We start from the raw sequence: 23998 nt of genomic DNA, 5'->3' as shown, positions 1-23998 counted from the left end.
TTCAATAGAATGTGTTAAGTTCTTACTCCATCTCTTCATTCATAAACAGAGATGTCAGGAATACAAATACGTATGCCTGAAGTAGGCCGTCGAAAATATCAAAGTAAAAACTGATTGGAATCGGAATGATCAGTGGAACGATTGCTTTCAAAAGTTCCATGACTACGAATCCTGCCAGCATGTTACCAAAGAGTCGCATACAAAGCGACAACGGCCGGATGACGATTTCCAAAATCATGATCGGTGCTACAATTGGAATCGGCTGTGCAAAATGCTTTGCCCAGTGTCCGAATCCATTCTTGCGGATACCTGAGAATTCAATGAGACACATACTCATGATTGCCAGGGCTGCCGTCACGTTCAGATCTTTCGTCGGAGGCTTAAAGCCAAACAATGGTGCAATTGTGTTTGAACAGGCGAGATATAACAGAACCGTAATCAGATACGGTACATAGCCCTTGTTCTCTTTCCCAAGTACTCCGACAAAGAAGTCCTCAGCAGCGCCGATACCGGCTTCGAGAGCCAACTGCACTTTTCCGGGATTCTCAACCTTTAAGTTTCTTACCAGAATAATGGATGCTATCACAAGCACTGCCATGATGATCCAGGTAACTACTACAGATTCATTGATCCCGCCAAGAACCGGAAGTGTGAACACTTTCTCACAATTCAGTTCTTCCATAAGATTGTCTGCCAGATTTCCCGTATTGCTCCCTCCCTTTCTACCTAATGTATATTGCTGTATTTTGTCACTTTTCGTATACAGCATGGCAAATGTTACTGCTTATAATCGCATTAAAACGTCATGTTCTCCGAAAAGTTGACTAAATATTACTCCCATGTTTTCTCTTTGTCAACGTTCCACTTCAACAAGTTAAATTCATAAAAAAAACTCTTTTTTTATTTCAATTTGCTCTTTTTTTATTCTACGTTTTGTCTATTTTTTATTACTTTTTTAACCGTTTTTCGCTCTCATTTTAGAATCCGCTCTTTTTTTATGCGCATTTTACACAATAAAATTGTTTTTATTTCTGTACATTTGTACGATTCAAAAAAAATTTCATAGACACTTTGTCTTAATTTGTATATTAATGATAATTTTTCTCCTGTTTTTCGTATCCTTTTCAGAATAATAGCAAAAACAGATGTTACATTTTTGTTACGATTTTGTTTTCTCAAAAGAAAAGCACCCGTTTTTGAACCATAGCATAGGTGTGATAAATAAAATTTTATTTTTCAATGGTTGAGCATCCATTCAGGCTAATTGTCGCTGTCATCTCCGTCTAGCCATTTGCAAACTAATTACAAATGTAACAATATATGTTTAGCGTTTTTTCAATTGCTGGTAAACATATGATACCGGCAGTCCAACCACATTATAGTAGTCCCCTTCGATTCCATCTATATACGCCGCAAAGCTTCCCTGGATTCCATAAGCTCCCGCCTTATCCATCGGATCTCCGGTTGCGATATACGCACGGATTTCTTCTTCGCTCATCTCATGCACATGAACCTTTGTCTCTACCGCATGGTTAATGATTTCTTTCTCGTCTACATTATTATAGGAAAGAATTGCAACACCTGTATAGACTTCATGTGCTCTTCCCTGAAGGCTTAGAAGAATCTCATATGCATGATCTTCATTCTTTGGCTTTCCAAGGATTTCTTCGTCACGTACAACGATTGTATCTGCTCCGATCACAATTGTATTTTTCAATTCTACTCCCTCTGCCTGAAGATCAGATGCAACATTTTCTGCTTTCATCAATGCAAGTTCTTCTACAATCTTCTGTGGTTTTGTACTTGTATAGACTTCCTCTTTATTACTTACCTTTACCTCAAATTCTAAACCGATTTGCGCAAGCAGCTCTCGTCTGCGCGGAGATGCTGATGCAAGAATGATTTTCTGATTCATTATCATTATCCTTTCCTATTATTATAATATAATTTTCACCGATGTCATTTCTTTCTTCATAATAGCATAACTGTTCAGAGCCAACCTCCAAAATGCTACGCATTTCGTCGGTGTGTCGTATCCGCCAAATAAAATTTAAAAAACAGTCTTAAAAATGCAAGCATTTTATACCTGTTTTTTAAATTTTGCTTGGCTCTGAACAATTACATAATATCATAAAAAGAGTGGACAGCAAAACTAATTTCTGCTGTCCACTCTCTTCATATTATGAAAGACTTTGAAATTTATAAGTCTTGTTCTCTTCAATCATCTATCATATTCGATGAAACTTCAAGTGTCATATCTTCTTCAAGATAAATCATAGCTTCTGTTCCGTCTGTGATTCTTCCGCTGAAATGTCCGGCGAATTTTCCGGCCAGATCAGATGTTCCGCTCACCTGGACTGTAACTGCCGGTTTTGCTTCTTCCGGAATCTCAATCACTCTTTTTTCTCCAGACTGCATTGCCCCGATTGTTACTGTTTCTGCTCCGTTGAACTTAACCTGAACATTTTCCAGTTCAAGCGGTGAAGTGTTACGGATTGTTATGTTACTTGTATACTGTCCACTTGCTTCCACATATTCTGATTTTCTATATAAAAACATGCCTGCAAACAAAAAGATAACTGTAAATGCGATGATCAGATTCTGCAAAACTCTTCTCATTCCCCTGCCTCCTATAAACTCTCTTTAAAATTTCTATTCTTATTTTCCTTTATTACACTAACAGAATAGCATTCAGAGATTTCTTTTTCCAGAGACAGATTCACTTAATTTTTTTCTGTTTTTCATCGTTTTGTCATTGATTTCGTTGACAAACATTGTTTATTTCAAGACAATGTAATCGTTTCCACGCGTTTTTGTTATATTTTTACAATACTTCTTCTCACAGCTTATTCTATACAATATCCAAATAGGTCTTATGCTCCGGTGCAGGAAATGCACGGTCAAGAGCAGCGTATTCTTCGTCTGTAAGGATAACATCTTTTACTGCCCAGTTCTGAAGTACATGCTCTGTTCTTCCACTTCTTGGAATTGCAATCACCTGGTCTTTCCGAAGAACAAATGCAAGAAGTACCTGCATCGGTGTAATGCCACGAGCTTTTGCTATTTTTTGCACTTCTTTGTTCTTTAACAAGCTTCTTTGCAGGCTTCCAGCCTGTGCAAGTGGGCAATACGCCATAATCGGTGTCTGATGTTCTTCCAGCCAGGGCATCAGATCATACTCTATCCCACGGGATCCCAGATGATACAATACCTGATCCACCTGACAGTGATCTCCATTGGGAACTGAAAACAGTTCTTTCATATCTGATGTATCCAGATTGGATACGCCCCAGCTTCTGATCTTGCCTTTTTTCACCAGTTCTTCCATTGCATCCACTGTTTCTTCCAACGGAATACTTCCGCGCCAATGCAACAGATACATATCCAGATAATCTGTTTTAAGATTATGCAATGTCTGGTCAATACTGTCATAAATCTGCGGACGTCCTGCATTGTGCGGATATACCTTTGAAACAAGAAAGAGTTTTTCTCGAGAATATCCCTGGATCGTATCCCCGATTAATTTCTCTGAAAGTCCATTTCCATACATTTCAGCTGTATCTATTAAAGTAAATCCTGCATCAATCCCTGCCTGAAGCGCCTTCTTTTCCTGCTGGTAGATTGACAGATGTTCACCAAGCATCCAGGTTCCCATACCAAGACGCGGCATTTTCATTCCATTTTTTAATGTAAGATATAAATCACTCATTTTCTTCCCTTTCCATATATCGAATCATCCCTTCAGCAGCCCGTTTTGCTTCCTCTACAGCATGAACCACCGTATTCGCTCCCTGTACAACATCTCCTGCTGCAAAAACACCTTCATGTGTTGTCATGCAGTTCTCATCGGTCAGAAGAAGTCCCTTCTCTGTCGTTTTTAACTGATCCGTTGTAAGTACCAGCTTATTCTTCGGTGCCTGGCTCACACAAATGATTACAGAGTCTGCTTCTACCTGATCTAATTTTTCTTCATATCCGATCACTTTATTGTTTTCATCAAATATACTTGTTTTAAACATCGGACCGTCTTCATTGATCGACTCTATTGCCTTTCCAAACACAAAGTCTGCGCCCTCCAGTTTTGTATAAGACACCTCATGAGAGCTTGCGGAAATGCGTTTTCCTCTTGCATACAGTATAACCTCTTTTGCACCATGACGCAATGCAGTTCTGGCTACATCCATCGCAACATTTCCCATACCGATAACAGCTACTTTCTCTCCCAATTGATGTGCCTCCGGTCTTCTGAGGTAATCAATCCCAAAGTATACATTTCCAAGACTCTCTCCTTTAATTCCGATTGCCTTCGGTCTCCATACTCCTGTTCCTACAAAGACACTGCTGTATCCGTCGCGGAACAGATTATCGATCACGATTGCACTTCCGATCACGGTATTCGGGCGAATCCGGATTCCCAATTCTTCCATTTTCTTTTTGTATCGGTCGATCACAGATTTTGAAAGACGGAATTCTGGAATTCCATACTGCAGCATACCGCCGATTTTGCTTCGTTCTTCGAAAATCGTTACTTTATAACCTGCTAATGCAAGCTTGATAGCAACTGTAATTCCTGCCGGTCCTGAACCGATCACCGCTACTTTCTTTCCGTTTTTCTCTATTTTCGGCACTTCCATCCTGTCAAGATAAGAATCTGAAATGAAATTCTCAATACTGCTAAAATGGATTGGACTGCTCTTTCTTCCTAAAACACAATGGCCTTCACATTGATTTTCATGATTACATACGGTGGAGCAGACAGCGGACATTGGATTATTTGCAAAAAGGATTTCACCGGCTTCCATCAAACGGTTTTCAAGTAATAATTGAGTGATTTGTGGGATAGGTGTATGAATCGGACACCCTTGCTGACAAAGTGGTTTTTTACATTTCAGGCAACGTTCTGCCTCGTCGATAATATGTAATTTCATTCTGTTCTTCCTCCTGACCTTTTATTCAGATAGAAAATGCCGACCACAGTTTCCCATGACCGGCAATAACTTATATTCTTACAAATGATTAATCTTAGTTTTCTCTCTCTACAGACACATTAGATACTTTTTCGTAGTATTTTACAATTGCACTGTGGTCATCTTTTTCATTTCCGTCAGCCTTTAAGGACTGCATGATCTCCATGATCTCTGCTGTAAGCGGAAGAGATGCATTTACTGCATGTGCAGCGTTTAGCGCATTGTTCAGGTCTTTGATGTGAAGTTCAATACGGAATCCCGGCTTGAAGTTGTGATCCATCATCATCGGTGCCTTTGCATCAAGAACTGTAGAACCTGCAAGACCTCCACGGATTGCCTGATATACAAGCTCCGGATCTGTCCCAGCTTTCTTTGCCAGTGTCAGTGCTTCGGATACTGCTGCGATATTCAGTGCAACGATTACCTGATTTGCAAGTTTTGCAACATTTCCTGATCCAAGTTCTCCAACATATACAACAGAACCTGCCATCTGCATCAACAGTTCATAATATTTGTCAAATGTCTCTTTCTTTCCACCAACCATAACAGAAAGTGTTCCGTCGATTGCCTTTGGCTCTCCACCACTTACCGGTGCGTCCATCAGTTCAATTCCTTTTTCTGCAAGCTCAGCGCCAATCTTTTTAGATTCTACCGGATCAATAGAGCTCATATCAATTACAACTGTTCCCGGTTTTGCTGCCTCTGCAATTCCACCTTCACCAAGACATGCTGCACGTACATGTGGTGAGTTTGGAACCATTGTGATGATTGTGTCACACTCTGCTGCTACTTCAGCTCCGCTTTTTACTCCCTTTGCACCTGCTGCAACAACCTCTGCAACTGCTGTCTCATTAAAATCAAATACAACGAGCTCATTTCCTGCTTTTAACAGGTTCATGCTCATCGGTTTTCCCATAATTCCAAGTCCAATAAATCCTACTTTCATTCTATTATTTCCTTTCTTTTAACACATCTGTTTCATTGCTTCATGCAGCAGCTTAAAGCTCTCTTCTGACTGCTCTACATAAGGAGAATCAATCAGATACGCTTCCAGAATATCAAGATTCTTCTGCGTCGGCTCGATTCCAAGCTCCTGCAAAGTTAATGGCATGTCCATCCCTTTCATGAACAGACGAAGTGCCTCTTTATCTTCACTTAATTTATTGTAATAAAGCTGTGTAAACAGTGCCACTGCCACGATTTCTCCATGCAGCGCATGCTCTGCTTCCTTTGTAAAATAAGTCCGCACACCGTCATACATCATATGACCAAGTGCTGACTGTGAGAAGCTTTTCGTGATGTTCGCGATCACACCGGTTACTGCGATGTTGATAAATGTAATATCTTCTACTGCTTTTGTCAGTCTCTTATGACGAATATCTTCAATTGCCTGTGCACCATACTCTACAAGCACCTCGTAAGTATACTCTGCCATCTTGTAGGCACTGAACAGATCAATTTTATTTTCACTGAGATACATCTTCGGCTTGCCGTTCTGTATCTCAATTTTTTTTGCCATTGCATCAAGAATTCCGGCCGCCGCATAGCGGATTGGGCATTCTGCGATCACCTGCAGATCTACAAGAACTGCATCGACTTCATGTTCGAATCTCCAACAGTCCTTCTTCGCGCCTTCCGGTGTATACATAACACTCATTGTTGTAAATGCGGCACATGTTGCAATTGATGTTGGAATGTTGACAACTCCGGTGTCTGCATATTCACCGACTGCTTTTGCAAAATCCATAACAAGTCCGCCACCGATTCCAACTACCTCATCACAGTTTTCTACTTTGCATTTTTCAGCATATTCCCTGGCAGCTTCATAAGAACACTTTCCACTATACAGGTGCAATTCACACTCAATTCCTGCCGTCTCAAATCCCGGAATCATCCGTTCTTTCACTGCATCCCATGCTCTCTTTCCGGCAATGATAAATGCTCTCTTTCCAAAACGTGAAATTTCTTTTCCACACTCTTCAAGTAAATTCTTTTCCTGTCTGTACCTCCCGGCTCCGAATTTAATTGCCGGATCTAAAGTCACTTTTTCCATTTTCCCGCTGCCTTTCCTCTTCTGTCATAATCTATCTTTTAATTGGATGTTTTGGATTCTTTCCGGAAAGGACAAGATGCACATCCTCCGCTACATCCAGTGCGATCCGATCCATACATTCCACCGTGTTGGAACCAATATGCGGTGTCAGGATCACTTGTTCCAGTTTCAATAATGGATTATCTTTTTGGGGTGGTTCTTCTGAGAACACATCCACTGCCGCACCTCTGATCTGACCATTCCTGATTGCTTCTGCTAACGCCTCTTCATCAACAACGCCGCCTCTGGAAACTTGAATCAGGGAAGCGGATTTCTTCATCATGGCAAACTCTTTTTTTGAAATAATTCCCTGGTTCTTTTCTCCTCCCGGCACATGCAGACTGATATAATCCGATGTTTGCAAAAGTTCTTCCCAGGATACGATCTCTACATACTCTGGAATTTCTTTTCCTTCTGGACGCGGCACATAAGAAATGACTCTCATATCCAGCCCCAGCGCTGCCTTTCTTGCTACCTCTTTTCCAATCTTTCCAAAACCGATGATCCCGAGTGTCTTTCCTGCTACATCGGTCCCTTTCAGTGAAAATTTCTTCTGAAAATCCCCATTCCTTACCAGTTCTTCGGATTCTTTCAGACGTTTTGCAAGATTTAAAATCACCGTTATAGTGAATTCTGCAACAGATAAGGTCGTCGTGTCCGGTGAATAAGTCGTATAAATCCCTAACTCATTCGCAGCCTTCCAGTCAAGATTGTCATATCCTGCCCCATGTCTGGCTATGATTTTCAGGTTCTTTCCTGCTTCAAGTATCTCCTTGTCTACTTTTGCAGTTCGCTGAATCATTGCATCACATACTGCAATATCATTTTTTATTGATTCTTTATCTGTCTTTCCGCTGCCGCGGACTATCTCATAGCCTTTTTCTATGAGATAGTCCTCTCCCGCTGCAGCGATTGGCTGAGGAATGTAAATCTTCTGTTTCATTTTCTACTGTCGTTCTCCTTATCTTACAAGGCAAGGTTTCTTTGGATCGAATTTCCATCCCGGGATCAGATACTGCATTCCTACTGCATCATCTCTTCCTCCAAGACAGTTATCAAGGTACAGCTGATGTGCTTTCTTCACCTGCTCAAGATCCACTTCAATACCAAGTCCTGGTTTCTTTGGAACTTCTACACATCCGTCTACAATCTGAAGTGGCTCTTTTGTCAGTCTTTCAAGACCTTCCTGCCAGATCCAGTGTGTATCCAGTGCATTGTACTCTCCCGGAACTGCTGCTCCAACCTGTGTAAACATTGCAAGGGAGATATCAAAATGGTTATTTGAATGAGATCCCCATGTATATCCAAAATCATGGCACATCTGAGCTACACGTACAGAACCACTCATTGTCCAGAAATGTGGGTCTGCAAGGATGATGTCAACTGCCTGAGATTCCAGAGAGTGTCCAACCTGTCTCCAGTCTGTAGCGATCATGTTTGTTGCTGTCGGGAAACCTGTACGTCTGCGGAATTCACTCATAATCTCTCTTCCTGAGTAAACACCTTCTGCTCCACATGGATCTTCACAGTATGTAAGGATTCCTTCCATTCCCTTTACATATTCAACTGCTTCTTCAAGAAGCCATCCACCATTTGGATCAAGGTCGATTCTTGCGTCCGGAAGTGCTTTCTTCATTGCACGGATCACATCCATCTCTTCGTTTCCTGCAAGAACTCCTCCTTTCAGTTTAAAATCTTTAAAACCGTATTTCTCTTTTGTAGCAAGTGCCATCTCTACAATCTTATCTGCTGTAAGTGCTTCTTCGTGACGCAGACGGTACCATGCACAATCTGAATCCGGCTCTGAATCATACGGAAGATCTGTCTTGTTACGGTCTCCTACAAAGAAGAGATATCCAAGCATTCTTACTTTATCTCTCTGCTGTCCGTCTCCGAGAAGTTCACAAACCGGAACACCAAGCTGCTTTCCAAGGAGATCAAGACATGGAGCCTCGATCGCTGTAATTACATGAACTCCTGTACGAAGGTCAAATGTCTGGTTTCCTCTGACATCTTCCTCCCCCTTAGAATCAAGATGTGCTTTTACTTTAAGCAGTGTGCTCTTATACTCAGCAACTCTTGTTCCTTCAACAAGCGGGATACATTCCTCAAGTGCTTTTGTGATCTTCTCTCCTCCCGGAACTTCTCCAACTCCTGTCTCTCCGTTCTCATCATAAAGAACAACAATATTTCTTGTGAAGTATGGTGCGTGTGCTCCACTTAAATTCAGTTCCATACAGTCTTTTCCGGCTACTGGATATACTTCCATCTTTACGATTCTAGACATAACAATTTCTCCTTTTATACACGAACTTTTTCTCTATCTGTTTCTATTCTACTTTTATTTTTACTTCAGTGATCGGACCGGAGATTGACTTGCAGTCCGACCACCGAAATCATGGCAGCAAATTTTAGTTTATTAACATTTTTTAATAACTTCTTGTTTTAAACAAGGTTCATATCTGCAAGTACTTTATGCAGCTTCTCTTTCTCTTCCGGTGTCAGTTCGCCGATCGGGTCTAAGCATTTTCCTACCGGAATTCCTTCCTGAACGAGACCTTCCTTGATTGCTGCCGGGAATGTTCCCATACCGCATGCAATACGGAACGGAGCCAATGTAAACTGTGCTTCCAGAGCTCCTTCAAGATCTCCTGCAACGTATTTATCATAGATATCCGCTGCAATTCTCGGTGCTACATTTGCACAGGATGCGATTGCTCCCGTTGCTCCGTAGCAAAGAGCTGCGTAGATCAAAGTATCTCTTCCCATCAGTACAGAGAAATCTTTTCCTCTTGTCAGACGGATATACTCTGCAGCATTTGTCATATCACCTGTACTGTCTTTTACAGCAACAATATTTTCAATATCAGCAAGTTTTGCAACTGTTGCCGGTGTGATTGTCACATTTGTCTTTGGTTTATTGTTATACATGATGATTGGAAGTGTTGTATTTTCTGCGATTGTCTTATAGTAGTTGTACAACTCATCCTGTGTCTGGGATACAAACATCGGTGTCAGTACGGAAACTGCATCAACTCCGACCTCCTCACAGATCTTTACCAGTCTGATAACTCCTCTTGTTGTAATGTGGCTTGCTCCGCCGTAGACCGGAACACGTCCTGCTGTCTCATCAACGACTGTCTCAAGGATCTTTCTGTATGTATCATCATCGAATGCGTAGAATTCTCCGGTTGTTCCAAGTGGAAACAAACCGTGAACTCCGTTGTCGATCAGGTGATTTACCATCTGTCTTAATACCGGATAGTTTACTTCACCCTCATCTGTTAATGGTGTAATAATTGGAGGGATAATTCCCTTTGGTACGAATGTCATAATAAAAAACTCCTTTCAATTTATAGCACAAACTGTAATAACAGTAATTCTATAATTCCAACGCCTGCCATGATCAATGACACTGCTGTTTTACATCTTACCTGATCTTTTAATTCTGTCAGACCGAACATTCCATTGAATACCCAGAATCCACTGTCATTGAAGTAGGAGAATGAAATTGCTCCTACACAACAGGAAGCTGCAAGCAGGATTGGGGATACACTGATTGATGCCATCAGTGGTGCTGTCAGGGATGCTGCCGTTGTGATTGCTACTGTTGCAGAACCAAGCGCGATTCTCATCAGTGCTGCAATGATAAATGGAATCAGGATTGCCGGAAGCGGAAGTCCTACAACTGTCTCTCCAAGAACATTTCCGATACCGCTGACTTTGATTACATTTCCAAGAGAACCGCCGGCTCCTGTGATCAGCATGATAATACCTGTATCTTTGATTGCTGTATCCATGATACCGATAACTTTTTTATTATCTTCTTTTCTTACCAGTCCATAGATTGCAATGATTGTTCCAACGCCAAGTGCGAAGATTGGTTCACCTACAAGACTGATGATTGTGTTTGCCACTCCTTCACCTGTTCCAAACAGTCCCCAGAATGTTTTAACAAAAATCAAAACAATCGGAATGATAATCGGAAGAATAGATGCTGTGAATGATGGGAGATTCTTCTCTCCTACCAGCTTTTCAACTTCTTCCATGGATTTGATATATTCTTTTTTGAATTCTTTTCTTTCATATCCATGTCCATCTTCATTCGGAATCTGATAAATTTTCTTTCCAATATATTTACAGTAGAATACTACAACGATCAGCATCGGAATAGAAATTCCTGCTCCGATCATAATCATCTGTCCAACATCAACTCCAAGCATTCCGGCTGCTGTCAGCGGTCCCGGTGTCGGCGGCACCAGACAGTGTGTCAGCTGAAGGCCGCAGGCCAGTGACAGTGCAAGTCCTACAACAGAGATTCCTGTTACGGAAGACATTGCTTTTACAAGTGGTGCAAAAATAACGATTGCAGAATCTGCGAATACCGGGATAGATACAACCCATCCTGTGATTGCCAGTGCCCATTCTTCTTTTCTCTTACCGATTACACGGATGAAAGTAAATGCAAGCTGTTCCGCTGCTCCTGAAACTTCAAGGATTCCTCCCATCATAACTCCAAGTCCGATTATGATACCGGTACTTTTCAATGTGTTTCCAAATCCGTCTTTGATAGCGGTCATAACGCCGACTGTCGTTTCTCCGGCTGCATTTGTAATATCTGCGACCGGCATGCCCCCGATCAATCCTGTAATCAATGCTGCGAGCAATAATGCAATAAATGTATGTACCTTCGTCTTCATAACCAGGACGATCATTATCGCTATTCCGATCACCAGCCCCAGCATCATTCTGGTTGATTCACTCATAGTTCTTACCTCTCTTAATTCTTTTTCTCAACAGATGTATCAGAAATCTTCTCGTAATATTTTACGATTGCACTGTGATCATCTTTTTCATTTCCGTCTGCCTTAAGTGACTGCATGATCTCCATTACCTGTGAAGTAAGTGGAAGTGCTGCATTTACTGCATGACCTGCATTCAATGCGTTATTCAGGTCTTTGATATGGAGTTCAATACGGAATCCCGGTTTGAAATTGTGAGCCATCATCATTGGTGCTTTTGCATCAAGCACTGTAGATCCTGCAAGACCTCCGCGGATAGCTTTATATACAAGCTCCGGATCTGCATCATTTTTCACTGCAAGTGTCAGTGCCTCAGACACTGCCGCAATATTCAATGCTACAATCACCTGATTTGCGAGCTTTGCTACATTTCCGGATCCAAGTTCTCCGACATACACTACAGATCCTGCCATTGCCATTAATAAATCATAGTACTTATCAAAGTTCTCTTTGCTTCCTCCGACCATAACAGAAATTGTTCCGTCGATCGCCTTTGGCTCTCCACCGCTGACCGGTGCATCCATTAAGTCAATTCCCTTTTTGTTCAGCTCTGCTCCGATTTCTTTCGACTGTACCGGATCGATCGAACTCATATCGATCACGATCGTTCCTTCTTTTGCTGCGGAAGCGATTCCGTTTTCTCCTAAACAGACTTCTCTGACCTGAGGAGAATTCGGAAGCATTGTGATGATCACCTGACAGTTCTCTGCCACCTCTGCCGGGCTTCCTGCTGCCTGTGCTCCCTCCGCTGCCAATTCTTCTACGCTTGCCTTGCTTCTGTTATATACAACAGCTTCATATCCTGCTTTCATAAGGTTTCTGCACATTGGTTTTCCCATAATTCCAAGTCCGATAAATCCAACTTTCATTGTTCTTCTCCTCTCAGATCTCTGATATTTTGTATTACTGCTATTTCAACTTGTTCCTAATCGTCTTTGATAATTCGCGCGCTTCTTGTTGCCTGCCTTGCCTTTGGTCAGGTAACTTATCTATCTGACATGCTTATTGTACAAAACTGAGTACAAAGATTCCATTGACAGATTGTTCAATGGAGTGTGCTCTGATTTATGTAGATTTCATAAGTTTTCATTTTTTGAATTGTGTATTTCATTTTTATTTCATTATGTTTTGTTTCTGTTTTTTCCTATTTGTTTAAATTTCAATTTCTTTCCATTTATTTCATCATATGTAATTATTTTTTCATTTTTTGAAACATTATGAATTCTACACAAATTCTCACTTCATTTTTATACATAACAAAATACAGTTTTTCACATCAAAAAAGGAGACAGTTTTAAACCATCTCCCTGTATGCATTTACCTGTTCCTATAGTAATTCATTTCCCCCATAATTGGCTTCTATTCCATACTTTTTCATTCTTCTCCAGAGAGTTGTCGTGCTGATACCGAGCTCTTCTGCCACCAGTTTCCGGTTTCCGTGGAAACGTTCAAGCAGCTCCTCAAGTTCATCTGTCTCCTGAGAACGATACACAAGAATCCTCTTCTCTCCATGAGATTCTTCCACATGTGGAAACAGTTCGTCATATAAATTTTGAAGAACGACTTCATCAATCATGCGTTTTTTGGCTGTAAGAACAAGTCGTTCACAAAATGACCGTAGCTGGATCCCATTCCCTGTCCACCTCAGTTCCTGCAGCTTCTTATATGCTCCTTCTGTTACGCTAAGCGGACGGTTGTATTTTTCCTTATATATCTTCAATTCTTTATCAAAACAATTTCTCAGATCCTCCGGGCGTTCATTCAATGAAGGAATCTCAAGTACCAGGCTCTGCAGCATATAATATAATTCCTCGCTAAACTCTCCCTTTTCCACCAGATGTTTCAGATTTATCTTTGATGATCCTATGATTCTTACATCCAACGTGTCAAGTGGCTGTGCATCTGTTCTCATCTGCGCCCTGCTTAACATTGTACGCAAAATCTGATGCTGTACACGCAAAGTCAGATGCTCGATTCCTTTAATAAATAAGGTTCCGTGATTTGCCTTTATCATTGCACCCTTTGCACCAAAAGTTGAAACTGTATCTCCGGCTTCTCTTCGGAAAAGCTCTTCCATCTGATGTTCTTTATCCATTCCCCGCATATTAATGCTGACATATGGACCCACTTTGCGGATACTATTATTGTGAATTGCTTCTGCCAAAAGATAATCCTCTGTACCTGCCTGCCCATAAATCATAACTGCGTGTTCAGACAAGGCATACATTTTCGCAGTTTCAAGCATTTTTCGCATCTGTGCATTCTCTGTCTGAATATCTTCAAATTTGGTCTGCGCCGCAAATCCATGCAGCAGCATATCTCCCTGGATATCCTTGGTCTTTTTTGAATTGTCTGCCAGCTTCTGAAGAGACAAAATTGCTCCTGTAATCTGATTGTCATACTGGATTGGTGCAATCATTGCCATCCAGGTCTTTTTCCTGACAGAAATAGAAGTGGAATAGCTTTCGCTCTTTCCGCTTAAAATATTCTCGATCAAGAGCGAATCGATTCCGGGGAGAATCTCCGTCAGGCTCTTTCCAACCAGATCTTCACTATTCTTTCCTAACAAATTTTCAACCAGTTTATTGACTACAATCACTCTTCCTTCTGCGTTCACCTTGATAATTCCATTAAAGGACGTATCCAGTACTGTTTCAAACTGTGCAGTATTACGTTTCTCGCTTTCGGCCGCATAGGACGCATTCTTTGCTGCAAGAAGGGCTTCTTTTAACGATTCTTCCGTGGATTGATAAAACAGCGTCGAATATCCCATCGTTTCTGCTGCTCTACAGGTTCCTTCTCCACCAATGATCAGATCCGGTCTTTCCTCAAAATCTGCAATAATGCTTTCAGCCTCTTCAATACGTTTTAGATAAATCACATCCAGTCGTATATCAAACAGCTGCTCCATATACGACATATCACAGAGCATATTTTCAAATGCGATCAATGCGATATGTGGGTGCGCTTTCTTAAGAATCGTCTTTGCTTTCTGAATGAGCAGACCGATCTCCTGTGCATGAAAACGAATCTCAACAACCGGAATATTCGTATATTCTTTGATCAGCTTCGCCTGATATCCTCTGGCTACCAGAATGTGAGCTCCGGCTTCCACTGCAACTCTTGCTTTATTCACTGCATCTACTGTATGCACAGCCTCAAGATAGACCACATCCAGATGATTTTCTTCTATAATTTTTCTCGCCGGTTCGACCATCCGCTCTTCCGGGAGAAGCATTCCTATTTTAACCATAATAAATGCCTCCGACTATAATTCACTTTCTTTTACCTTATCACGCACTTCACTATTTTATCAACAAATTTATTCCCAACTATTATAAAAAGAAAAAGAATCTTCTCCGCAGCATTTGAGACAAGATTCTTTTTCTGTTCGTGTATTTGCCGGCCGCAGCACGCTCTGCGGCCAGCTCTATATTCTTTTTAGGAGACTAAGAATTTTTCAAAAACATATCTTAGGTGATCGGTGCCGGATTAAAGATGCACAGATCATTGTGAAGTTTATATTTTTCTGCAAAGCTCTGATCTTTTCCGCTTGCAACCGCAATAATTTTATTAAATAATTCTGTACCGATATCTGAGATCTGTGCTTCACCCGTAGCAACCGGACCTGCATTGATATCGATCAGATCCTGCCACATCTCTTTCATCTCATTTCTGGAACAGACTTTGATAACCGGGGCTGCCGCAAGTCCATAAGGTGTTCCTCTTCCGGTCATAAATACTTGTAGTGTGATACCGGAGGCAAGCTGACAAGGTCCGCATACAATATCGCTGGCCGGTGTTGCTGCATAGATAAGACCTTTCTTTGACGGGCGCTCTGCCGGAGATAATACTTCTACGATCGGTGAGCTTCCTGATTTAGCAATTGATCCCATTGCTTTTTCTACAATATTACAAAGTCCGCCTTTCTTATTTCCCGGAGTTGGATTAGCGCTTCTGTCAACATTTCCCTCTTCCAGATAGTGGTCGTACCATTTCATCTCTGCCGCAAGCTTGTCGCAAACTTCTTTGCTCACACAGCGTTCTGCGATATAATGTACGCCGTCCCTTACTTCTGTAACTTCTGAAAACATTACGGTTGCACCTGCATTTACAAGCATATCTGCTGCGTATCCAGCAGATGGGTTTGCGCTGACGCCTGAAAATGCATCACTTCCGCCACACTGCATACCGATGCAAAGATCGGAAAGCGGTAATGTTTCTCTTCTTCTCTGATTAAGAATTGCAAGTTTTTTATCTGCCATCTCCATAATGGCATTTACCATGGCATCGAAACCTTTCTGTTCCTGAAGAACAATTACATTTTCCGGGGAAATATCTGCCTCGTCCAGCAATTTTTCCACTGTTAATTTCTCACATCCAAGCGCAACAACCATCACCTGTCCGCCAAAATTCGGATGATGTACAAGATTGCGTAAAGCACGGATCGGCACTTTCGCCTCCGGTGCATTGATTGCGACACCACATCCATACGCATGATTGATTGGAACTACGTCATCCACATGCGGATATTTTGGAAGCAGTTCTTCTTTGATTCTCTTCACCGCCACATTAAGTACACCGGTTACACACTGAACCGTTGTGCTGATTCCAAGAATATTTCTCGTTCCTGCATATCCACCATTAGGATTCCTATATCCTTCGAATGTTGTTACCGGCGGTGTCGGAAGATCTGTTACAATCTTTTTTCCATACTTCATATCATCAACAGATGGTGGTGTCGGAAGCTCCAGCATAAATTCATTGATCCAGTCTCCCTTTTCAATATCTTCCAGAGCATACCCCAGAATAACACCGTAACGAATCACCGGCTGTCCCTTTGGGATTCTCTCAAGCGCTACTTTATGAGCCTGTGGAATATCCTGACGGGTAACCAGATCTTCTGAAACCTGTGTTCCGGCTTTGATTTCTTTCACTGCAATTGCAACATTGTCTGCTTCATTCACTTTTACAAGAAGTCGCTTAGCCATGAATGATTCCTCCTTTTCGCTTAGCAAGAAATGTTTCATTTTTCTTTGCTGTTCTTTATGGTTTTATCATACGCTCTTACTATTAATAAGTAAAATTCATTGTTTTTCTACTTCTCTTAATTTTTTTAATAGTTTTTCTTGTCATTCCATATCGGTCGAATTATACTGGAAATAGAAATGTAAAGGCTCATTCACAGAATCAGCAGAAAGGTTATTCCTATGGATTTAAAACAGATTGAATATATTTTAAAAATTGCAGAAGAACAAAATATTACCCATGCAGCCGAAAAGCTATTCATCACCCAGTCTGCCCTCAACCAGCAGCTTCTCAAGCTGGAAAAAGAGCTCGGCACTCCGCTATTCTATCGTTCCCGGACTGACTGGCACCCAACCCCTGCCGGCGAAATCTATCTCAACGCAGCAAAAGACATTCTTCTTATAAAGAAGAATGCCTACAATCAGATTCACGATCTCTGCGAAGCACAGAAAGGTCATATCACTCTCGGATTCACTCCCGGCCGCGGAATTGCCATGTTCACCAGTGTTTACCCTAAGTTCCACAATATTTGTCCACGTATAGAAGTGGAACCGATTGAACGCAGCGTTCGTGATCAGCATCCACTTCTCTTATCCGGTGAACTTGACCTTGGTTTTATGACTTTGACCAGGTCGCAGCAAAAATCAGGAATCATCTATGAAACACTAGCTTCGGAAGAAATGGTTCTTGCCGTTCCAACAAAGCTTGTGACTGCTTTAGATATGAGGAACGGCGATCTTGCACTGCTCAGAGAAGAGCCTTTTGTCCTCACGCAGAAAACCTCTACCATCCGGGAGATCGTTGATTCCGTTTTTAAAAATGCCGGATTTACCCCTAATGTTCTGTTCGAAACTTCAAATAACCATGCGATCATCTCTATGATCCATGAAAATATCTGCTGTGGAATTTTACCGATGTATTATATGGATCCGGAAGATGAGGCAATTACCTATTTTCAATTACCTGACCATCCTTCCTGGGAGATTGTTGCTGCATATCGCAAGGGACATTATATCAGCAAGCCGGCGCGGACACTGATCGAGCTTGCGGGAAATTATTTCTACTCTTGTAACACTTCGCTTGCAGTGCTAAAATAAGCGCAGAATAGATAGATGCCGTCATGGCGATATCTCAAACACATACAACAGGCTCAGACTTTCAGAGGTGATATAAATGGAATCAAAGACAGAAAACAGAATCAACGAATGCATTTCACATCTAGACATTACTTACTCTTATCAGCTGGCAAAGCAGATGGAGACTCACAAAACCAATCCGGTACTCGGTTTCCGAACTGCCGGTTCTGATGCGGAACATAAGACAGGGGATTTTTTATATGAAGAAATGAAACGCATCGGACTTCAGAATGTGACGAAGGATGAATTTTGGCTGGATTCCTGGACCTTTGAACGTGCTGTGCTCCGTTTCCAGGATCAACATGGAGAACTGCATACTTGTCAGATGGGTGCTTATCAGACGAATTTTGAGACAGATGGATTCGAGACTTATGATCTTGTCTATGTCGGCCGTGGAACCGCATCGGACTATGAAGGGCTCAATGTCCGTGGTAAGCTTGTTCTTGCTGATATCAACCAGCGTGATGAATGGTGGATCAACTACCCTGTCTATCAGGCATATTTGAAAGGTGCTGTCGGACTGATTGCTGTCCAGACACAGGGTTATGCTGAGATTGATCCGCGGGCACTCAACGCTCAGGATATCGCCGGACCGGAATATGCCCCTGCATTCTCTCTTTCGAGACAGGATGCTTCTTATTTAAAAGAACTTCTCTGTCCCGAAGATCCTGCAGTATCTCATCCGTCCTCTGTCGCAGTTGAACTCAACGCCTCCTCCTGGGTTGAACGTAACCGCCCGGCTTATAACATTACCGGATATCTTCCGGGAACTGCCGCTTCTGAAGGGGACGACCGGATGATTCTGCTTTCCGCACACTACGATTCCTATTTTGACGGATTTCAGGATGACAATTGTGCGGTCTCTATGACATTTGGAATCATAAAGGCTCTGATTGACAGTGGCTATCAACCGCGCTATACAATCGCAGTATGTGCCCTTGCTGCCGAAGAGTGGGGTGTCTGTGATTCTAAATTCGACTGGTCAACCGGAGCCTGGAACCAGGTATTCCGTGTTCACCCGGAATGGCAGGGCCGCGTGATCGCTGATCTCAACTTTGAACTTCCGGCTCACGCCCATAACACACAGGATGCAATCCGTTCTACTTATGAGTCTGCTGATTTTCTGAAACATTTTTGTGAAAATATAACTGTTCCGAAGGAGGCTTACCCTGATGGACTGACAGTACTTGCACCAATCGAGACATGGTCGGATGATTTTTCCATCGCCATCTCCGGTATTCCATCTACCGTAAATGATTTCAGCGCAGGACCATTTATGGAAACGCATTACCACTCCCAATATGACAATGAAGAGTTCTATCAGGAAGCAGTTTACCGTTTCCACCATGAGCTCTATACAAGGCTTTTAGTTACACTGGATCAGCTGACACTTCCGCCACTTGACTTTTCCAGACATTTTCTGGCAATGAAAAGTTCCGTCGCCGACTGTCTTGCAGCACAGTCCAATGCCCCGGCAGAAGTATTGGAAGAAATTCCAGCGCTTCTGGAAAGTATTTCAAAGGTATGTGAATCTGCCGATTTATTATATGAAAAGATTCAGGAGATCAACAACCATACTGTTTCCGCTGACTTCCCAATGGTGTCCGGACTTTCTTCTAAACTGCTGCACATTTTCCGGAAGATGCAGGACTACTTCGTCCGCCTCGACTGGCAGGACGCAGTCTGCTTCCCTCATGCTGCTGCCAGTCAGAACCTCTGTCACCTGGAGCAGGCAGTCCATGCACTGGAAAGCCAGAACATCACTGCCGCACTGGAGGCACTCTATGAAGTTGATAATAACTGCTACGCATTTTTATTCGATGAAGAAGTCTATTATCACTTTACGGAATATATTTTACATCAGCCAAAAGACCGTCTGATGTGGGGCGCCGGACGCATTCTTCACCATGAGAATCTCTACGGCCTTGTCCAGCGTCTGAAAGAACTGGATCAGATGGCAATCCCAGGTTCTCTTGATGTTGAGATCAGAAGACTTGAAGCCGCTATCCGCCGCCAGCAGGCCTACTTAAAAGATGATTTACATTATATGAAACAATCTGTTGATAAAATCCAGGCTTTGATAAACGATTGCCTTGAAACATCATCACATTATAATAAAGAAAAGAATGGAGAAAACCAATGAATAGCGATAAGCTCTACAAAGTACAGGAACAGGATCTTGACCGCCTTAAAGAAATACTGACCGTCTGCTTTCAGAACGACCCGCTCTACAGCACCCTGATCGAAGATGAAGCAACAAAAGAACGTCTGCTGCCACATCTTCTTGAGTGCGACGTAACTGAATTATTTGAAACCTGTGAAGTCTTTGCTGACAGCCCTGAGTTGAAGGGAGTCCTGATCCTTTCTGACGAATCCGATCACCGTCATGCATTTTATAATTATTTTGTCAGCCTGAAAGAAAGCCTCATCACAGACGGCTGGCTGCTCCACGAGGATCCGACTATGAAGACATTTTTCAACTTTGTCCTCGGAAAAGATTACCTCAACTCCGCTTGGACCGCCCAGCTTCATGAAACCCGAAGACTTCATGTCATCTACCTCGCCGTTGATCCGAAATTTCAACATCACGGTCTCGCAGAAATGATGATGAATGAAGTCATTGCCTGCGCCGATCGCAATGATATGATGATTTCTCTTGAGACACATAATCCGAAAAATGTGCCATTTTATGAGCATCTTGGATTCAAGACATTCGGAATCGTGGAGAAACCTCATTTTCAGTTAAAACAATATTGTATGATCAAAGAATTGTAAATGTTCTGTACACCTGTTCCGCAGTATCTGCCAGGTTTCTCTTAGCATTTTCATTCTTCATTGCCTCTTCCAGCGTAACTACACCTCGCAGGATAGGGAAAAATGCATCGATACCATGTTCATTACATTTTCTGGCATCTCTTTCGACTGCGCCTGCAAATGCAAGTACCGGCTTGCCGTATTTCTTTGCAAGTGCAGCCACTCCAACCGGAGCTTTTCCCATCGCTGTCTGACCATCCATCCGGCCTTCCCCCGTGATGACAAGGTCTGCATCCTTTACATACTCTTCTAACTGTGTCTCTTCCAGCACGATTTTAATTCCTGATTCCAACACAGCATCTGTAAATGTAAGAAATGCGAATCCAAGGCCTCCTGCTGCTCCTGTTCCTTCCTGCTTTGCATCTGCCTTTGGGAATTTTTCTTTCGCCAATGCTGCATAATATCCTAGCCACTGATCCATCTGACAGATCATCTCCGGTGTTGCTCCTTTCTGAGGACCAAATACTGCACTGCATCCCTGTCCTCCGCAAAGAGCATTTGTTACATCACATGCAATCTTAAACTTACACTCTTTTAATTCCGGAAGCACATAAGTATCTGTGATTTCCTCCAAAACCTTCAAACCCTTTGCACCAAATGGAACCTGATTTCCGTCTTTGTCAAGGAAACCGTAACCTAATGCCTGAAGCATCCCGACTCCCCCGTCATTTGTCGCACTTCCGCCGATTCCGACGAGAAAACGTCTGCATCCCTTGTCAATCGCATCACGAATTACTTCTCCCACGCCATATGTTGTTGTATTCAGCGGATTTCTCTCTTCATCAGAAACCAATGTAATTCCTGCTGCCCCCGCCATCTCGATCACAGCTGTTTTTGTGCTTTCAATGATACCATACTCACAGATCACTGGTTCGCCGAGTGGTCCTGTCACCTGTACTTTCTGTAATGTTCCGTTCATTCCGGATACAAGAGCCTCTACTGTACCTTCCCCTCCGTCAGCTAACGGTCTTACAATCACTTCTGCATCCACATCCACTCTTTGGATTCCCTCTGCCGCTGCCTGTCCTGCTTCCATAGAAGTCATACTTCCTTTAAAAGAATCAATTGCTGTTACTATTTTCATAATAAACTCCTTTCCATGTCTGTTCTGTGTTTTATTAATATTAGGATACCAAATTTCTTGTTTCTCAAATATGTTACATGTGACATTATTTTAAATTTATTCTATTATTATTTGTTATATATAACATTTTATAGTAAAATGGTAACTGTTCAGAGCCAAGCAAAATTTCATAAAACAGATGTAAAATGCTTGCATTTTTAAGACTGTTTTTGAAATTTTATTTGGCGGATACGCCACACCGACGAAATGCGTAGCATTTTGGAGGTTGGCTCTGAACAGTTATGTCAAAAGAAAGGATATAATAAAAATTCTATGATAACTAAAATTGACCGCGAACTCGCAGAACAAATCGTAAATACAATCAAAGATGTCTGTGATCATGACATCAACTTTATTGCTCCATCTGGTATCATTCTCGCCAGCACAGACTCATCCCGTGTCGGAACCTTTCACGAGATTGGACAACAGGTCGCTGCTTCCGGTTCTGTACTGGAAGTAACAGAAGACAACAATTTTTCCGGCACAAAACAGGGAATCAATCTTCCACTTTATCATAATGAACATCTGCTGGCCGTCATCGGAATCACCGGTATACCTGATAAAGTCCGCAGTTATGCTTATCTCGCAGAACGCATCACCAATCTTCTGATCCGGGAGCAGGAACTAAATCAGTACAGCCGCAGACAGGCCGATAAAAAACATTTTGTCATTCAGTCTTTGATCAGAAATGAAACCGACAATCAGGAATACCTCACCTCCTGTCTACATGAATTTAAGATTGATCTCAACACAAAGAAAAGAATTGTTCTTATTCGCACAAATAAACCTAATCCAATTACAAACCGCTCTATTTTAGAACAGAAAATTCAACAAATGTTTGCACAGGCACATGTCTGTCTTCACACATTTAATTATCCGGGGGATTTTATTGCTTTGATCGAAGAAACTGATTTTGAAAAACAGAATTATATTTTTAAACTCTTTGCAAAAGAACATTTCGATATTTTAGATATTGCAGTTGGAAAACCGACATCACTCTTCCAGCTCCATACCTCCTATCAATCTGCTGAAACTGCTTTGCGCAGCCTTATAATTTCATCTGAACACTATGTTATTTTTGATGGTTTGACACTTGAACTGATTCTTTCTACGATCACACCGGAAAATCAGAAAGAATATTTAACCAAGACAATCGCCTCGCTCAATGAACAAGAACTGCACTTGCTGGAAGTTTATTTTTCCGAAGAAATGTCTCTCGCCGCCACAAGCGAACGACTCTTTCTCCATAAAAATACATTACAATATAAGTTGAATGCGATTCAGAAGAAATGTTCACTGAATCCGAGAAAATTTCAGGATGCGGTGCTGCTTTATCTGGCTGGGAAGATTAAATAACTGTACAACTTGATTTTAGCTGGGGTAAAAATATACCCATGCACAATCTTGCGCTTTCATCTCGGTAATTGAATTGCCGAGGATTCCCGCTTATTGTCCTAAAATAATGGTTTTTGTTTTCGGATATGGGAAATAGCATATATATCAAGGACATTTTGAGTGGGTAAAGGAGAATCTATTTATTTAGAGGATTTTCTCCTTTGGAGTATTCTGTATTATATTCCTTTAGTGACAAAAAATTATTATCTGTTGGTTGTGCAGAGTATGTTTTGTTATAATTTGGAATTGATAGGTAATCTTGAGAGTTTGTTTTTAAAGGATTTTCTCCATCGGAGTACTCTGTATTATATTCTTTTAGTGACAAAAAATTATTATCCGTTGGGTGTGCAGAGTATGTTTCGTTATAACTTGGAATTGATAGGTAATCTTGAGAGTCTGTTTCGTGTACATATGTTGTCATGGCAGATGATAAAAGTAATAAAAATGCGGAAAATAAACATATAACCTTTTTCATATAATTTCCCCTTTCAATAAAAAATTTGATTTGATTTTTTATGACTCCCAGTGGAATTACCTCTTTTTTAACAATAAAATGTTGATTTGCACAATTAAAAACTGTTTATATATATAATAATAATAGTATTTTCTGTGAATTGTCAATGGGATTTAATACATTGAAT

19 protein-coding genes and 1 pseudogene are annotated in these 23998 nt (G+C 41.6%); 4 read left to right on the top strand and 16 right to left on the bottom strand.

The genetic code is table 11. The features are described from left to right. Positions 1 to 22: 22 nt before the first annotated feature. From ACZ47Z_RS03155 to garD, 14 genes and pseudogenes are all read right to left on the bottom strand, one after another. Positions 23 to 682, bottom strand: a complete 660-nt coding sequence (locus tag ACZ47Z_RS03155) for a F0F1 ATP synthase subunit A (RefSeq protein ID WP_055148644.1) — start codon at positions 680 to 682, stop codon at positions 23 to 25. Between the two features lie 642 nt (positions 683 to 1324). Then, a complete protein-coding gene (locus ACZ47Z_RS03150) occupies positions 1325 to 1915 on the bottom strand; it encodes a Maf family protein (RefSeq protein ID WP_464525872.1) in 591 nt (196 codons plus the stop codon). A 302-nt stretch (positions 1916 to 2217) separates the two neighbouring features. Then, positions 2218 to 2619: a DUF5300 domain-containing protein gene (locus ACZ47Z_RS03145; RefSeq protein WP_054753247.1), complete on the bottom strand. Its 402-nt coding sequence runs from the start codon at positions 2617 to 2619 to the stop codon at positions 2218 to 2220. 232 nt (positions 2620 to 2851) lie between these two features. After that, on the bottom strand, positions 2852 to 3709 hold the full coding sequence (locus ACZ47Z_RS03140; protein ID WP_226871315.1) for an aldo/keto reductase: 858 nt from the start codon (positions 3707 to 3709) through the stop codon (positions 2852 to 2854). Further along, a complete protein-coding gene (locus ACZ47Z_RS03135) occupies positions 3702 to 4928 on the bottom strand; it encodes an NAD(P)-dependent oxidoreductase (RefSeq protein ID WP_054753246.1) in 1227 nt (408 codons plus the stop codon). The genes ACZ47Z_RS03140 and ACZ47Z_RS03135 overlap by 8 nt, the downstream gene beginning before the upstream one ends. A gap of 94 nt (positions 4929 to 5022) precedes the next feature. Beyond that, on the bottom strand, positions 5023 to 5913 hold the full coding sequence (garR, locus tag ACZ47Z_RS03130; RefSeq protein ID WP_020436127.1) for a 2-hydroxy-3-oxopropionate reductase: 891 nt from the start codon (positions 5911 to 5913) through the stop codon (positions 5023 to 5025). A gap of 18 nt (positions 5914 to 5931) precedes the next feature. Then, the gene (locus ACZ47Z_RS03125) at positions 5932 to 7020 is read right to left on the bottom strand and encodes an iron-containing alcohol dehydrogenase family protein (RefSeq protein WP_464525871.1); all 1089 of its coding nucleotides are present in this window, start codon (positions 7018 to 7020) and stop codon (positions 5932 to 5934) included. A 31-nt stretch (positions 7021 to 7051) separates the two neighbouring features. After that, complete coding sequence (locus ACZ47Z_RS03120; protein ID WP_464525870.1) at positions 7052 to 8002, bottom strand: hydroxyacid dehydrogenase; 951 nt, start codon at positions 8000 to 8002, stop codon at positions 7052 to 7054. Positions 8003 to 8020: 18 nt separating this feature from the next. Continuing rightward, positions 8021 to 9346, bottom strand: coding sequence for an enolase C-terminal domain-like protein (locus ACZ47Z_RS03115; RefSeq protein WP_055148596.1), 1326 nt, complete (start codon positions 9344 to 9346; stop codon positions 8021 to 8023). Between the two features lie 158 nt (positions 9347 to 9504). Further along, positions 9505 to 10392: a dihydrodipicolinate synthase family protein gene (locus ACZ47Z_RS03110; RefSeq protein WP_015528000.1), complete on the bottom strand. Its 888-nt coding sequence runs from the start codon at positions 10390 to 10392 to the stop codon at positions 9505 to 9507. Positions 10393 to 10412: 20 nt separating this feature from the next. Then, positions 10413 to 11825 carry a GntP family permease gene (locus tag ACZ47Z_RS03105; RefSeq protein WP_118110509.1) on the bottom strand — a complete coding sequence of 471 codons (1413 nt, stop codon included), beginning with the start codon at positions 11823 to 11825 and terminating at the stop codon, positions 10413 to 10415. Between the two features lie 14 nt (positions 11826 to 11839). After that, positions 11840 to 12739 (bottom strand): annotated as a pseudogene (gene garR, locus ACZ47Z_RS03100) (2-hydroxy-3-oxopropionate reductase); the annotation flags it as partial. Positions 12740 to 13188: 449 nt separating this feature from the next. Then, positions 13189 to 15114 carry a sigma 54-interacting transcriptional regulator gene (locus tag ACZ47Z_RS03095; RefSeq protein ID WP_464525869.1) on the bottom strand — a complete coding sequence of 642 codons (1926 nt, stop codon included), beginning with the start codon at positions 15112 to 15114 and terminating at the stop codon, positions 13189 to 13191. Between the two features lie 220 nt (positions 15115 to 15334). Beyond that, positions 15335 to 16852: a galactarate dehydratase gene (garD, locus tag ACZ47Z_RS03090; RefSeq protein WP_464525868.1), complete on the bottom strand. Its 1518-nt coding sequence runs from the start codon at positions 16850 to 16852 to the stop codon at positions 15335 to 15337. Between the two features lie 219 nt (positions 16853 to 17071). Here garD and ACZ47Z_RS03085 point away from each other — a divergent pair, with 219 nt between their 5' ends. From ACZ47Z_RS03085 to ACZ47Z_RS03075, 3 genes are all read left to right on the top strand, one after another. Continuing rightward, on the top strand, positions 17072 to 17986 hold the full coding sequence (locus ACZ47Z_RS03085) for a LysR family transcriptional regulator (protein WP_020436134.1): 915 nt from the start codon (positions 17072 to 17074) through the stop codon (positions 17984 to 17986). A gap of 76 nt (positions 17987 to 18062) precedes the next feature. Continuing rightward, positions 18063 to 20168 (top strand): M28 family peptidase, encoded by a 2106-nt coding sequence (locus ACZ47Z_RS03080; RefSeq protein ID WP_226871310.1) that lies wholly within the window; start codon positions 18063 to 18065, stop codon positions 20166 to 20168. Next, positions 20165 to 20800 (top strand): GNAT family N-acetyltransferase, encoded by a 636-nt coding sequence (locus ACZ47Z_RS03075; RefSeq protein WP_055173111.1) that lies wholly within the window; start codon positions 20165 to 20167, stop codon positions 20798 to 20800. The genes ACZ47Z_RS03080 and ACZ47Z_RS03075 overlap by 4 nt, the downstream gene beginning before the upstream one ends. Here the strand turns inward: ACZ47Z_RS03075 and ACZ47Z_RS03070 are convergent. Beyond that, entirely contained in the window at positions 20787 to 21923 is a 1137-nt protein-coding gene (locus ACZ47Z_RS03070) for a glycerate kinase family protein (protein ID WP_464525867.1), read from the bottom strand. The genes ACZ47Z_RS03075 and ACZ47Z_RS03070 overlap by 14 nt on opposite strands. Positions 21924 to 22235: 312 nt before the next feature. Between ACZ47Z_RS03070 and ACZ47Z_RS03065 the strand changes: the two genes are divergently transcribed. Next, entirely contained in the window at positions 22236 to 23318 is a 1083-nt protein-coding gene (locus ACZ47Z_RS03065) for a CdaR family transcriptional regulator (RefSeq protein ID WP_464525866.1), read from the top strand. Between the two features lie 175 nt (positions 23319 to 23493). Here ACZ47Z_RS03065 and ACZ47Z_RS03060 read toward each other — a convergent pair whose 3' ends face one another. After that, positions 23494 to 23832 carry a hypothetical protein gene (locus tag ACZ47Z_RS03060; protein ID WP_157050508.1) on the bottom strand — a complete coding sequence of 113 codons (339 nt, stop codon included), beginning with the start codon at positions 23830 to 23832 and terminating at the stop codon, positions 23494 to 23496. Between the last annotated feature and the right edge of the window lie 166 nt (positions 23833 to 23998).

Source organism: Mediterraneibacter faecis, assembly GCF_055383675.1.
Note: the sequence above shows the minus strand (reverse complement) of the source record. Positions and strands in the feature narration are given on the sequence as shown.

Excerpts from the sequence above, each read along its gene's own strand:
- ACZ47Z_RS03155 (WP_055148644.1), bottom strand. The coding sequence starts at position 682 with ATGGAAGAACTGAATTGTGAGAAAGTGTTCACACTTCCGGTTCTTGGC.
- ACZ47Z_RS03150 (WP_464525872.1), bottom strand. The coding sequence starts at position 1,915 with ATGAATCAGAAAATCATTCTTGCATCAGCATCTCCGCGCAGACGAGAG.
- ACZ47Z_RS03145 (WP_054753247.1), bottom strand. The coding sequence starts at position 2,619 with ATGAGAAGAGTTTTGCAGAATCTGATCATCGCATTTACAGTTATCTTT.
- ACZ47Z_RS03140 (WP_226871315.1), bottom strand. The coding sequence starts at position 3,709 with ATGAGTGATTTATATCTTACATTAAAAAATGGAATGAAAATGCCGCGT.
- ACZ47Z_RS03135 (WP_054753246.1), bottom strand. The coding sequence starts at position 4,928 with ATGAAATTACATATTATCGACGAGGCAGAACGTTGCCTGAAATGTAAA.
- garR (WP_020436127.1), bottom strand. The coding sequence starts at position 5,913 with ATGAAAGTAGGATTTATTGGACTTGGAATTATGGGAAAACCGATGAGC.
- ACZ47Z_RS03125 (WP_464525871.1), bottom strand. The coding sequence starts at position 7,020 with ATGGAAAAAGTGACTTTAGATCCGGCAATTAAATTCGGAGCCGGGAGG.
- ACZ47Z_RS03120 (WP_464525870.1), bottom strand. The coding sequence starts at position 8,002 with ATGAAACAGAAGATTTACATTCCTCAGCCAATCGCTGCAGCGGGAGAG.
- ACZ47Z_RS03115 (WP_055148596.1), bottom strand. The coding sequence starts at position 9,346 with ATGTCTAGAATCGTAAAGATGGAAGTATATCCAGTAGCCGGAAAAGAC.
- ACZ47Z_RS03110 (WP_015528000.1), bottom strand. The coding sequence starts at position 10,392 with ATGACATTCGTACCAAAGGGAATTATCCCTCCAATTATTACACCATTA.
- ACZ47Z_RS03105 (WP_118110509.1), bottom strand. The coding sequence starts at position 11,825 with ATGAGTGAATCAACCAGAATGATGCTGGGGCTGGTGATCGGAATAGCG.
- ACZ47Z_RS03095 (WP_464525869.1), bottom strand. The coding sequence starts at position 15,114 with ATGGTTAAAATAGGAATGCTTCTCCCGGAAGAGCGGATGGTCGAACCG.
- garD (WP_464525868.1), bottom strand. The coding sequence starts at position 16,852 with ATGGCTAAGCGACTTCTTGTAAAAGTGAATGAAGCAGACAATGTTGCA.
- ACZ47Z_RS03085 (WP_020436134.1), top strand. The coding sequence starts at position 17,072 with ATGGATTTAAAACAGATTGAATATATTTTAAAAATTGCAGAAGAACAA.
- ACZ47Z_RS03080 (WP_226871310.1), top strand. The coding sequence starts at position 18,063 with ATGGAATCAAAGACAGAAAACAGAATCAACGAATGCATTTCACATCTA.
- ACZ47Z_RS03075 (WP_055173111.1), top strand. The coding sequence starts at position 20,165 with ATGAATAGCGATAAGCTCTACAAAGTACAGGAACAGGATCTTGACCGC.
- ACZ47Z_RS03070 (WP_464525867.1), bottom strand. The coding sequence starts at position 21,923 with ATGAAAATAGTAACAGCAATTGATTCTTTTAAAGGAAGTATGACTTCT.
- ACZ47Z_RS03065 (WP_464525866.1), top strand. The coding sequence starts at position 22,236 with ATGATAACTAAAATTGACCGCGAACTCGCAGAACAAATCGTAAATACA.
- ACZ47Z_RS03060 (WP_157050508.1), bottom strand. The coding sequence starts at position 23,832 with ATGAAAAAGGTTATATGTTTATTTTCCGCATTTTTATTACTTTTATCA.